The organism is Bradyrhizobium guangdongense (genome assembly GCF_004114975.1).
GTDB lineage: Bacteria > Pseudomonadota > Alphaproteobacteria > Rhizobiales > Xanthobacteraceae > Bradyrhizobium > Bradyrhizobium guangdongense.
Genome location: NZ_CP030051.1, coordinates 2538507 through 2551033, shown reverse-complemented (window position 1 = coordinate 2551033; position 12527 = coordinate 2538507). Strand labels below are relative to the sequence as shown.

Annotated in this window: 13 protein-coding genes; 1 reads left to right on the top strand and 12 read right to left on the bottom strand. The window is 60.2% G+C overall.

The genetic code is table 11. The features are described from left to right. Positions 1 to 4: 4 nt before the first annotated feature. Positions 5 to 988, bottom strand: coding sequence for an ABC transporter substrate-binding protein (locus X265_RS12245; RefSeq protein WP_164938997.1), 984 nt, complete (start codon positions 986 to 988; stop codon positions 5 to 7). Positions 989 to 1165: 177 nt separating this feature from the next. Here X265_RS12245 and X265_RS12240 point away from each other — a divergent pair, with 177 nt between their 5' ends. Then, complete coding sequence (locus X265_RS12240; RefSeq protein ID WP_164938996.1) at positions 1166 to 2074, top strand: NAD(P)-dependent oxidoreductase; 909 nt, start codon at positions 1166 to 1168, stop codon at positions 2072 to 2074. Between the two features lie 31 nt (positions 2075 to 2105). Here the strand turns inward: X265_RS12240 and X265_RS12235 are convergent, their stop codons facing one another. From X265_RS12235 to X265_RS12180, 11 genes are all read right to left on the bottom strand, one after another. Continuing rightward, positions 2106 to 2663 (bottom strand): flavin reductase family protein, encoded by a 558-nt coding sequence (locus X265_RS12235; protein ID WP_128965043.1) that lies wholly within the window; start codon positions 2661 to 2663, stop codon positions 2106 to 2108. 9 nt (positions 2664 to 2672) lie between these two features. After that, entirely contained in the window at positions 2673 to 3902 is a 1230-nt protein-coding gene (locus X265_RS12230; protein WP_128969230.1) for an acyl-CoA dehydrogenase family protein, read from the bottom strand. Between the two features lie 64 nt (positions 3903 to 3966). Next, complete coding sequence (locus X265_RS12225) at positions 3967 to 5235, bottom strand: CaiB/BaiF CoA transferase family protein (protein ID WP_128965042.1); 1269 nt, start codon at positions 5233 to 5235, stop codon at positions 3967 to 3969. A 527-nt stretch (positions 5236 to 5762) separates the two neighbouring features. Further along, complete coding sequence (locus tag X265_RS12220) at positions 5763 to 6062, bottom strand: hypothetical protein (protein WP_128965041.1); 300 nt, start codon at positions 6060 to 6062, stop codon at positions 5763 to 5765. 1056 nt (positions 6063 to 7118) lie between these two features. After that, positions 7119 to 7283: a LuxR C-terminal-related transcriptional regulator gene (locus tag X265_RS42245; protein WP_128965040.1), complete on the bottom strand. Its 165-nt coding sequence runs from the start codon at positions 7281 to 7283 to the stop codon at positions 7119 to 7121. Between the two features lie 58 nt (positions 7284 to 7341). Further along, a complete protein-coding gene (locus tag X265_RS12205) occupies positions 7342 to 8259 on the bottom strand; it encodes a hypothetical protein (RefSeq protein ID WP_128965039.1) in 918 nt (305 codons plus the stop codon). A gap of 59 nt (positions 8260 to 8318) precedes the next feature. Then, positions 8319 to 9869: an amidase gene (locus tag X265_RS12200; RefSeq protein ID WP_164938537.1), complete on the bottom strand. Its 1551-nt coding sequence runs from the start codon at positions 9867 to 9869 to the stop codon at positions 8319 to 8321. Between the two features lie 181 nt (positions 9870 to 10050). Next, positions 10051 to 10776, bottom strand: a complete 726-nt coding sequence (locus X265_RS12195) for an LrgB family protein (RefSeq protein ID WP_244659480.1) — start codon at positions 10774 to 10776, stop codon at positions 10051 to 10053. After that, entirely contained in the window at positions 10763 to 11161 is a 399-nt protein-coding gene (locus tag X265_RS12190; protein ID WP_128965036.1) for a CidA/LrgA family protein, read from the bottom strand. Before X265_RS12190 ends, X265_RS12195 begins: the two co-directional genes overlap by 14 nt. Positions 11162 to 11170: 9 nt before the next feature. After that, entirely contained in the window at positions 11171 to 11899 is a 729-nt protein-coding gene (locus X265_RS12185; RefSeq protein ID WP_128969229.1) for a sulfite exporter TauE/SafE family protein, read from the bottom strand. Between the two features lie 22 nt (positions 11900 to 11921). Beyond that, positions 11922 to 12107: a hypothetical protein gene (locus X265_RS12180; protein WP_128965035.1), complete on the bottom strand. Its 186-nt coding sequence runs from the start codon at positions 12105 to 12107 to the stop codon at positions 11922 to 11924. Between the last annotated feature and the right edge of the window lie 420 nt (positions 12108 to 12527).

The following is a 12527-nucleotide window of genomic DNA, read 5'->3' as shown; positions in this document are numbered from 1 at the left end:
TCGCCTATTGCAGAGGCGCGACGATCGTCGGATGTTTGAACTGCGCGACATCCAGCTTCGGCAGCATCCCCGTCTCCGCATAGATGTCGAGCATCTTCTGGATTGCCGGGAAATTCGGGGCAGCACCGGGATCGCGGCCGAAATCATTGTCCTTGAGCAGGTAGGTGTCGAGCACGGGAATGGGTGCTTTCAGTACTTCATTGACCACCTTCAGCGTCTCTTCACGGTTCGCCAACGCCTTCTTCATGCCCGACGTGATGTCACGGACATAGGCCTTGACCAGCTCAGGATTCTTGTCGACGAAATCGGCGCGGCAGGCTTCCAGAATGTGCACGATGTTCGGCATGGCCTGCGACAGCGAGAACAATTTGCGCGTGCCGCCCTTGGCTTCCGCCCGAGCCGCAAAGGGCTGGTTCATGTTGACCGCATCGACTCGGCCCTGGCGCAGCGCATCCTCTGAGACAGCAAAGCCGACCTCAACCAACTTGATGTCTTTCGCCGGATCGACGCCGTTCTGCTTCAGCAGCAGGTTGAAGGGACCTTGCGTGCCGCCGCCGATCACGGAAATGCCGACGGTCTTGCCCTTGAGATCGGCAATGGTTTTGATTGGGGAGTCATCCATCACCGCCCAGTAGACGGAGAAGCCGCCCGGCTTCTCGAAGACGTGCTGCGCCACAATGTAGGCCTTGAGATTGCCGCCGACCACGCCGTTGGCAAGCGAGAGCGGCGCCTGCGTCGCGCAATCCAGGGCGCCGGCCGCCAAGGCCTGCGTCATCGGCGCGGTGCCCTGAAATTGAGTCCATTCGATGTTGTAGGTCTTGCCGATATCGGGAAATTCGGCCGGCCTGCGCATCATCCAGTATTTGGATTCCTCGGCCGGGATAGTCCAGCCCACACGGATGGTCTGCTGCGCCCGCGAGGGGCCTGCGCCCACGACCATGGCCGCCATGGCCCCTATTGCCAGCATCCAGCCCGAAACTGCCCGCATCATGCCCACTCCGTTGTTCCGGCGCCGACTGACGCCACCAACCCGAACCGGCCCAAATGTTTCATGGTTCAAACAATCAGGCAAGCCATGCAAGCTGGTCTAGTATCGCGGTGGGATGCGTTAGGTATGGTGCGAAGCGGCCGCGCGGCGCTGCGCCGCGACAGAAGGAGGCAACCCATGGCTGATGCAAGCATGACAAACCCGCAAGGCGGCGAGAGGCTGGGTTACCTCGGTCTGGGGCTGATGGGCACGCCGATGACCCGGCGCTTGCTCAAGGCAGGTTATCACGTCAGCGTCTGGAACCGCTCGGAGAGCAAGGTCGCCCCGCTCGTCGACGCCGGCGCCAAGCGCGCGGCTACGGCGTGCGACCTGTTGACGAGCTCAGACATCGTTTTCATGTGCGTGACAGATGCCGCCGCCGTCGAAGAAGTGTTGTTCGGGCCCGAAGGCCTTGCGGCAGCTCCCGGCGCGAGCAAGCTCGTAGTCGATTTCTCGTCGATCCACCCCGACGCCGCGCGCGAGCTTGCGGGACGTTTGAAAGCTGCGAACGGCGCAAGCTGGATCGATGCGCCTGTGTCCGGCGGCACCAAGGGCGCCGAAGAAGGCACCTTGGCCATCATGGCGGGCGGAGAAGCTGCTGACATCGAGAGGGCCCGGCCTTATGTGCTGGCCATGGCGCGCCGGTTTACGCACATGGGTCCAACTGGCGCGGGTCAAACCACAAAGCTCTGCAACCAGGTGATCGTTGGGTGCGCAATGGCCGTGCTTGCTGAGGCGACGCGCCTTGCCTCGAATGCAGGTATTGACGCGAGCCGGCTGCCCGAGGCGCTCGCCGGGGGCTTTGCGGATTCGATCCCGCTTCAGCTCTTCGTCCCGCGCATGGTCCAGGGCATCCACTCCCCGCCCCTCGGCCATATCGCGACGATGCTCAAGGACCTCGATACGGTTGCCGACGTGGCCCGGGCGACGTCGACGCCCGTGCCCATGGCAACGCTCGCGGGCCAGATCTTCAGGTTGGCCAAGGCCGCGCGCGGCGCAGACGCGGACGCGTTGGAGATCTACAAGCTCTCCGCCTCCGATCGCTGAACTGACGAGCGCACTCGAATTGTCCCTACGGCTACTTCGTGCGCGCGTCGTCGGCCAGAAAGCGGCCATACGTCCCTCGCGCAAACAGCAGAGGCTCTTTTGCACTATAGGCATAGGCCTCGACCGCACCGAGAAAGATCACATGATCGCCACCATAATAGCGATTGACCGATCGGCACTGAAAATTCGCTACGCTCTCGGTGAGAACCGGCGCGTTGCCGAGGCCAGGCGTCCAGTCCACACCCGCAAACTTGTCATCGGATGACTTTGCAAACTTGTTTGCAAGCGTCTGTTGTGAGGTGCCCAGCACGTGGACGGTGAAATGGCTGGCGTTCTGAAACACGGTCAGGCTAGATGAATAGACTCCGAGGCTCCAGAGAACCAGGGGCGGATTCAACGAGACGGACGCAAACGAATTGCAAGTGATGCCATACGGCTTTCCATCAACAGCCGCAGCTGTGATGATCGTTACACCCGTGCCGTAGGTGCCGAGTGCATTGCGAAAATCACGCGGGTCGATTTGCGAACTGTCGCTCGCGAACTCATTGGCTGGATCAAGAGCAGCGGGCTGCTTTGGCAGGTCATTCATCGGCCGGCCTCACAGCGTGAGATTCTCGGACGGCAGGCCGAGCGCCACGCGTCCATAATTGGTTCCGGCCGCATCGAAATTGAATGCGAGGTGGGAATTGATCGCGTGCGCATCGCGGAACTGCCGCTGCAGGACGCCTGTGGTAAACAGACCTCGCGCTCCGCTCGCCGCAAATAGCATCGAGACGGCATCCGTGCACAGATTGACCGAAAATGCTCCGTCGCGTCGATATCTGGTCTTGGTCGCCATGTCGGGTGTGTGGCCGCGCCGGGCGTCCTCCATCGCCGCGATGCAGGCCGAGCGCATGATCAGGCGCGCAGCATCGATCTTGGCAGAGGCCTCAGCGATCTTGATTTGCGTGCTTTGGAAATCACTGAGCTTGGCGCGATTGTACGTCGATATGCGGTGTCGGACGACCTCCACATAATCGTTCAGGCATGCCTGCGCATTTCCGAGCGCGACGCCGGAGAGAACATAAGGAAACAACGAGAACACGGGCAGAGCATACAGAGGATTGGGGTTGACCTTGCTGCCGGGCGTCGCGCCACCTGCAAGTTCCCCGACCGCGACAGTCATATGCTCGGGCACGAAGGCATCCCTGACCTCGACATCCGATGACCCCGTGCCGCGAAGTCCCGCGACGTTCCAGGTATCGAGAATCTTGTAGTCGGCTTTCGGCAACAGGAAGATGCGGTACTCGATACCGTCAGCCTCATCATCGGAGGAGACGACGCTCGCGAGCATATTCCACGCACAGGAGCCGACGCCCGACGAAAATGGCCAGCTTCCGTGTAGCCGGTATCCACCCTCCACCTTGCTGGCGCGGCCCGCCGGAAAAATGAAAGATGATGCAATCAGCACGTCCGGATCTCGGCCCCAGACCGCATCCTGTGCACTCGGCTCAAACATGCCGAGCATCCAGTGATGGCTTGCCAGATTGGCAAGATTCCACGCCACCGACGCGTCGGCTCGTCCCAGCAGTTCGGCGCAATCGACCAGAGCGACGTAATCGAGCTCGGCGCCGCCGATGCGTTTCGGCTGAAGCATTCGGAACAGCCCGGCCTCATGCAGATCCCGCTCGGTCTCCGGTGGCAGGTGCCGCAATTCCTCGGTGCGAGCCGCCCGCTCCCGTAATTGCGGCACGATAGATCGGGTTTTGGCGATCATCGCCGCATAGGCTGGATCGTCGGCGACTGGTCCCGCCGATTGCCCCCTGCTCGACTGTTCACCAAGCGCCATTCGCGTCCCTCGCTCTCGTGTATTTATGCGGCGGGAACCTTGCCAAATCAAGCTGGAGCGGCGCTCAGTCCGTCCTGGGGGTCTTGCCCGGCCCAAATGCGCCTTTTTCGGCCAAGGCCGCGATCCGCTTGTCGTCGTAACCAAGAGTCTCGCGCATGACGCGTTCTGTATGCTCTCCCAATAGCGGCGCGGCCATGGGATCAACGGTCGCGGTCAGACTCATGGTGATCGGTGGCTCGATGTTCGGTACCCACTGCGCCGTGCGATGCGGGATCCGGCTCAGACGCGCGCGTTCGCGGGCTTCGGGCGCATTGAAGCCCTCTTCGACGGTTCGGAGGTAACCGACCGGGATATTGGCCAGCTTCATCTTCGTCATCCAGTTCTCGAGAGTGTCGCTCGCGAACACCTCGGCGATAGCCGCACGCAGGAGCTCCTTGTTCTCCGACCGCGCCTTTCGCGTTGCAAATTTCGGATCGGTGATGAGATCAGGACGGTTCAGCACCTCGACCGCCAGCCGTCGATACAACCGGTCATTGGCGCAAGCCATGTAAAGCGGACCGTCGGACGCCTCATAGACACCCACGGTGGGAGAGCCGCTCGGCGAGTTGCCGAATCGCCCGGGGTTCTCGCCGTTGATCAAATAGGCCATGCCATAGAAGCCAGTCATCCCCATGGCAACGTCGAACAGCGCGACTTCGACATGCTGTCCGCGACCGAGCCGATCCCGCGCCAGCAGCGCCAGCAGGATGGCATTGCAGGCCGACATTCCGGTCGCCATGTCGACAATTGGCGGCCCCGTACGAACCGCCGGACCATCGGCGAAGCCGTTGAGCGACATGAAGCCGCTTTCGGCCTGCGTGATGGGATCAAAGCCCGGGCGCGAGGCGAACGGTCCAGTGCGCCCGTATGCGGAGATAGAGCAATAAACCAGCCGCGCGTTGAGCGGCGCCACGGCCTCGTAATCGAGTCCGAACTTCTTCATGACCCCGCTGGAAAAGTTTTCGACGACCACGTCAGCCTTACGGATCAGATCCAAGGCGATCTCGCGCGCCTCCGGAACCGCGAGATCGAGCGCGATGCCGCTTTTGTTGCGGTTCAAGCTGAGATAGGCCGCGCTTTCCCCGCCTATCTCGGCATGTTCATAGGCACGGGTATCGTCGCCGCCATCGGGGTTTTCGATCTTGATGACGCGCGCGCCAAAATCAGCGAGCGTCTGGGTGCAGGCGGGTCCCGCCACAACGCGCGTGAAATCAATCACCAAGAGACCGTCAAGTGCGGTTGGCCCTCCCGCCGCCCGCGACGGCCGCTCCGGCAATTGAGGCTTGGTGGACATCCCTGGTGCTCCCTTACATCGGCTTGTGCTCGCCGAATTCGCTGTAAGCAAACTTAAAGCCGTACGCAGCCAACTTCGCAAGTGGTTCAATCAGAGCGCTTCCGAACCCGGCAGCGGCCAAGCTGCCGGGTCCTTACTGGATTTCGGAGGCACGAGGCCGACACCTGCAAGGCGCGAAAAAGCACCTTCCGCAACGCGGAAATCTCCAGTCAATGAAGCAAGCTTCGCTAACCTGGAGCTGAAAATCCCTTGCCCGATGCCGCTGCATGGCTCCTACGCTGGCGAAGTAGCGTATTCCGAACTTGGTTGGACGGCACGACACCGACGGACCCCGTCGTCGGCATGATAAGCGAGCCACCAGGCCCCGAGCTCGAACTGCGACATCGCTGCATCATCGAAGAAGGTTAGCCGAAATAGATCAGCCAAGGTCTCCAGAGCGTCTTTGTCGGACGCGTATCGACCACAGGAATTCCGCCATGGAGCCATTCATAGGAAAGGAACGGTAAATTTGACGCTACGGCGGGCTCTCACTTACCCAGCAACACCTTCACGCCCAGCCAAACGGCCCCCATCAGGCCGGTGGCAATTATTGTGATCACGATCTTGAGGGTGTAACTCTGCGCCTGCGCCAGGGTCGTTCGCCACCGCCGCAAGTGCTGGAAATCTGCCCTCAGCTCCTTTCGGTCATCATCCTCGATGCCAAATGAAGCGAGCACCGACCCCACCGTCTTCAGCACGATCGCATCGACGCTGTCATGCTGAAGCCTCTGCTGCTCCGCCAGCATCTTGGCAACGATGACCCTGATTTTGTCGTCCGGCATCTTCATGGCTGGATGATCCTTTTACAACCTTCTCCAAACCGCCCTTGGCGAAGTAGAAGGAACGACGAGATTGCCGCTGACCCCTTCAGATCTGGCCATAGGATCCGTTGATTAGGGCCCAGGACCGTGTCTCAGACAGCAATTTGGTGACTGATGAAACATGCCTGGAATATCTAGGCATTGGCAGACTGCAAAGCAGAGGAACTGATCAGACGTAAGCGCAGCTTGCTCTGATCTAGCGAGCGCGACCGCTAAGGGTCACGAGCGTTCCATGTAAGATGCGTTCACAAGTTCTACATAGATGCGTGTTTGGCGTTTGACCGTTGCCGTGAGCCAACGAGTTCAACCAAAAAGTGCGATTTTTGTCACCTCACGACTGCACGAGTCAGAGGAGCCTTTAACGGCGTTGGATCGCGCAGGCGCGAAATCGAGAACTACCCACTCCAGTTCTGCAAGCTCGCGCTCTCCTGCCACGACTGCGCTCGCAACACGGCTCAACTCAGATCGCGAGTCTGCATCGAAGCATTCCACCGTCCTCGCGAAGCCGACCCTCGTTTAACCGTTCCGATCTCCTTGCTTTTCCCATCCGTTAGAGCGGCACCACAGGCGTGACGACCCCGCGATCGTGCATCCAGGCAACATTCTGGTCGCCGGTCCCCAACAAAGAACCCGCCGATCGCTCGGCGCGGGCCAGCTCCTCCTTTCCCACAATGCCATTCTGCCGGTGTTTTGCCCGACGGGTCAAGGTCAATGTTGAAAAACCGAAACGCCCCCGATTGCGCGCCAGGGACGCTTCCCGGCCCTATCGGCGGTATCCGAACTTCCTGTTCTTCCTTGCGCCCGAACTCTGCGCTCGATCTTCTTCCGGTTAGTGCCAACCTTCTTCTCCGCTTTCTTCACGGCGGACGCCAACGTGCCCCTCTTCTTCGCCTGATAGACGACTTGAATTTCTTTCCGACGGCGACGCGGCAAACGCCGCGCCGATCGACAGTCTTAGTCGGACAAGCATCCCGTCCTAAGTTGAGTCCCCGCTTTACCGAATTCCGCTTTAGGAACTGTCTGCTATCGGCTTGAGCGCAACGGAGGAGTGTGAGCCATTAAAAGGCGAACTAGCTCGGACTGTCGGCTCATACCTGTCTTTAGGAAGATACGCTGCAGGTGAGTTTTCACGGTGGGCTCGCCTAGGCCAAGCGCCTTACCAACTTCCTTGAGGCTCAACCCTGGCATCAGTCCGAGCAGAACCCTTAGTTCAGCATCGGTCAGTCCATAAAGCTGCGCAAGAGCCTCACCTGACGGTCGCGCCGCCCTGCATGAAGATGCAGGCTTTCGCACGAAAAGGAGCCATCAAGTCGCGCCGTATGCCCCCATCGAGCGGCAGCACGCTCGCCAGATAGCCATGGCTGGCACCTTCAGGTATCGCTAGGATTGTACCCACGGCAACCGGCGCAACTTCTTTATAGTCGTGCGCAGTCAATGCTCTCGCGAGGAGGGCGTTCGCGGCGCGATCCGTTATGACCAGCCGACTCCCAACAAGTCGAACGCCGTCTCCGTTCTCAAGGAGCCGCTGCGCAGATTGGTTTAGATGGACCACCCGCCCTCCTCCATCAGTGAAAAATAGGCCCGCGGCCAGGGCATCAATGGTCCTTTCGAGATTGGACGCCGTCAGAGTGGCCAAATCGAGTGCATCTGAAAGCGCAAGCGCTTGACACAAATGCGGCGACAGCAGCTGCATCAGGGCTCGCTCGTGCCGGCCAAATACTGGTTGAACGCCTGTGCGAGCCGTCGAAAGCCACCCAATCCGACGTCCGGAGTGAAGGATCTGAACGGCAATCGAGTCGCCCAGACCTTGCGAACCCAGGTAGTTCTCGAAAAACTCCCTGGCCGTTGGCTGCTCGCTGCACAGCAGCTTCAATGTTTTTGGAATGCCGAGGACGGCCCTCTGCTGAACCGGATCGCGCAAGTCTTCTGCCGCGTGACGCTCAAAGAAAAGGCGCAAGTACTTCTGGTCGACGCCATGCTCGAATATGTGACCGGCCTTCGTATCGTGGCTCTCATTGATGATGACGGAGCTCCCGGCGCTGCGCAAAAGGGAAGCAAGGCTCGCCAGAGTGTCCCGCCACCTCTGCGGCGCCAGCGCGCAATCGTAGATCGCGCCCACGAGCTGCGAGAATCTCGCTTCATCACTGAATTCAGCCCGAAACATGATGCTCCGGTCAAATGACTGACATCAATATAGAACTACACGAAATTCGTGTTGCGCATTCAATTCCAGCCCGGAGGCGGTACGAAAGAATGATATTCCTGCTCGAGCAGGTGTGCGAACGATAGACACGTATGATCGGAATATTGCGGACCGATGATCTGTACGCCAACGGGGAGACCGGCTGAGGTAAACCCGATCGGCGCGATGGTTGCCGGCAGATAGGCGGCCGCAGGCAATCCCGCCCAGAACCATTGGTCAGTTGCCGGCACGCGCTTGCCATTCACCACGATCTTGCGGAACCGATCAATTCGACTGCTCTGATCGTGGGGTAATGCGGCAGTTGCGGCAACCGGCGTCAGCAGAACGTCGTAGTCCCGAAAGAATGAGCCCCATGTCGTCTGGAGCTGCCGTCGCACTTGATCGTTTCTGATCCACTCGCGATGGGATTGTGTGTAGCCTCGGATCACGCTCGTGAGCTCGGAGTCAACTCGTGCGGCCGTCAGCCGCGCCATGCGCGTCAGCTGCGTCCAATAAGGCTCCGGTATTGCTCCTGCAGCCGAGGCGCAGATTAGATTGAGGCAAAGCCGGTGGGCGGCGTCGAAATCGATTTCGGGGCGCGCTTGCGAACTGACGTGTGCTCCGCGTCGCGACAGAAATCCGCCCAATTCATCGAGGCGCGCCTGCACCTCGCGGTCAACGTCGTAACCGTCATGCTCGCTCATGATGGCGACCTTGAACTCCGAAAGCTTGGTCAGGCGCGATCGCGGCAACGTGACCCGCCAAGCTGCGGCTTTGGCTTCGTCCGGCCCGGCCATCACGTCAAGCGCGACCGCGAGATCTTCGGCGCTGCGGGCCATGGGTCCAAGAACCATGATGTCGGGTACGGATCCGACCCCCGGAAGCGACTGTCCCTCGATCGAAACGACACCGTATGTTGGCTTATGGGCATAGATGCCGCAGTAATGCGCTGGGCCGCGCGATGATCCCGCGCTGTCGCTGCCCAATTCAAGCGCCGAAAGCCCGGCTGCAAGGGCGGCTGCCGCACCGCCGGACGATCCTCCGGGAGAACACGTCACATCCCAGGGATTATTGGTGGTGCCGAAGACATCGTTAAAGGTCTCCCAGCTCAATAATCCGAGCGGAACGTTCGTCTTGCCGAAGACGATCGCGCCCGCTTCGGTTAAAGCCTCAACAACCTGCGCGCTCTTTGCGGGACGATTGTTCTTCAGCTCGCCGAAGCCCCAGGTAGAGGCGAGCCCGGCCACGTCAACGGAATCCTTCACCGTCATAGGGATGCCGTGCAAGGGGCCGACGGCGCTGTCGCGCGCCAAAGCGGCATCTGCCGCCTCGGCTTGTTTGCGGGCACCCGCGAGATCGAGGTCGACGATCGCGGTGAGGCGCGGATTGTGCTTTTCGATTCGGGACAGAAACGCCGCCAGCAACTCGGCGCAGCCGATCTGCTTTTGTCGGATCGCTCGCGCGAGTCGGGTGGCTGACCAGTAGTGTATTGCGGCAGTATCGGCCTGCGCGATCCGGGTGATAGCCCGGCGCGTCCGCGCATGACCGGGTGAGATGGCGGTTTCCAGATACTCATCGCTAGATGTTGCCATCAGAGATCTCGCTCGTCTCGCGCCGGCCAATGCTATCCTATCACAGTCTCTCGCAAGATCTGCAGCATGGAGCTGCATGCGAGATCCTCGCGAAACGCCTAAGCGGCGAACGCAGCCCACAATCAGCACGAGCAGACCGCAGCTTCTCGCGTCGAGGGACGGCGATCAGCATCAGATAACATCATATAAAATATATGATGACCGGCAGCAGAACAGATGTGAGCACACCGTTCAGCGCCATTCCAAGTCCCGAAAATGCGCCGGCTGTCTCACCGATCTGGAGCGCACGCGCCGTGCCGATGCCGTGCGAGGCGATGCCCATGGCTAGTCCGACGATGCGAGCATCCTCTATCTTAGCCAGGCGCGTGATGATCGGACCGAGAACCGCGCCCGTGATACCGGTCATGATGACGACCACCACCGTCAAGCCTGGCACCCCGCCAATCTGCTCGGATATTCCGAGGGCTATGCCACTGGTCACCGACTTTGGAGCGAGAGATAGAACGACGCGCGGACTAGCTCCCAGCGCCCAGGCAATACCCGCCCCACTTATGATTCCGATCGGCAGGCCTATCGTCAGCGCCAACGCAATCAGAGGGGCAGAGCCGCAGATCGTGGCGCGTTGTCGAAACAGGGGCACAGACAGCAGAACGACAGCAGGACCCAGCATGAAGTGAATGTGATCCGCTGCCCTCAGGTAGGTTTCGTAGGGAATGCCGATGGCGTCGAGGCAGCACGCAACGATCACGATCGCGAGCAGCGTGAGATTCAGGATTGGATGGTGGCCGCTCGCGCGAGAGATACGACTGCCCACCAGGTAAATGAGCACCGTCCCGCCTGTGGCGAGCAGCGGCTGCTCAGCCAGAGTGCGCAGGGAGGATGGCGCGAGATGCTCAAGACCGGACACGTGACCTTGCTTCCGTCGGTGCATCGAACCGGCCCGGGCGATTGCGCCGACGGCTCCTCGCAACGTGGTTCACCACCAGGGCCGTTGTGCAGATGGTGACTGCCGTTCCGCCGATCACGGCCGCCAATATCGGCAGCGCCTCGCCTCGGAACACATCCAGGTGGGCGATGACCCCAACCCCGGCCGGAACGAAGAGCAGTCCGAGAAGCTGGAGCAATTTGTCAGCAAGCTTTTCCAGCTCAGGAGGGACTTCGCCCCTTACCGAAAGCTCGGCGTACAGGAGAGCGAGACCGAGCACGGCGCTCGGAACGGGCAGCGAGAGCATCTTAGTCAGGATCTCGCCGAGGCCGAGCCAAAATAGGACACGGGCGATCTGCTCCAGCATGGCGACCTCTCAGGCAACAAGCATGGCACCAGAAATCAACAGAACGCCCAGGATCAGTCGTCTGAAGGCGACCTCATTGATCGACCGGAACACCAGAAGGCCAAGAGCGGACCCGGCAGCCAGGGCGGGAATGCTCAAGCCGATTTCGATAAAGAGTTTCGGTGATAGGTCGTGACGGGCCAGCATGATACAGAGCGCCACAATTTGCATGACTGCGATGAAGGGCTGAACGAGCCCGCGCTGCTGCTTCTTGGTAAGGCCATGTAGGTCGCACCAGATTGTCGGCAGCGCCCCGGGCATCGCTGTCAATCCGCCGATCAAACCACCCCCGAAGCCAATCAGCGCGTTGCTGACCCGATTCATTTGGTGGACGTAAGGGTTGCTCGGCCTGAACAGCATCCAGGCGGCATAGGCTGCGATGACCGCGCCGAAGATTTGTTGAAACGTCCGGGCGTCCGTGTTGCGGAGAGCCCACAACGCCAATGGAAGCCCGAGCAGTCCGCCGATTGTAAGAATGAGACTTTCGATCCAACGGATCTCCTGGCGGAGCGCCCAAAGATTTGCCGCCTGCACGCCGACGCTGCACGCCATCATCAGCGGCACCGCTTCCATCGGCTGCAGGATATGCAGCAAGATCGCGCCTGCAACGGCGGAGAAGGCGAAGCCTGCGACTCCCGAGACGAAAGCCCCGGAGAAGACGGCCAAGCTCAGCAACAAAACAGATTCCGGACCGACCATCATACGAACCTGTATTGGAACACTAATCTCGCGATTGTCCGAGAGCCTGTTCTTCGATGTCGTTCTTCACGGTACCTGACTGCTGCAGGCTCAGAATCGCCATGAAATGCAGGATGAAGAACACCGCTAGAATGACCGGAATTGCGGCCTTTGATACGCCACGGTTCGGTTGTTTCGATCCGACCCGCGACACGTCATTTAGACGCATGATTTGCCTCCAAAAGTTGTCGGAGCCTCGTCTCGAGGAGATTGCTGCTCCTCAAGGAGGAGGCGGTAGTCCTTTAGAAAACGTCGGGCTTGCTGCTCGCGGGAGTGATGCAGTGCTTCCAGCATTCGGCCGAGAATTCCAATGCCGCCATGACCGCGAGAAGAGAAGGAAAGGCGTGCCCTCGTTTGACTCGCAAAGCCCAAAGCTCTCATCGTTCATCTCCGAAGGTACACGACTGCACTTGTGCTCTGAATTGCGCACGAAGGCGGTCTTGAGCCACTGCTTAGGGGAAGACGTGCGTTGCTTGAAAGAGCTGGTCTCGCTGCGCGGGGCTTGCCGTGCTCTCGACAATGAGCATCACCGCGACGATAATTCCAGCCGCGGCCATGACAAGCACGCCTGCTGCGCCCGATCCGGCTG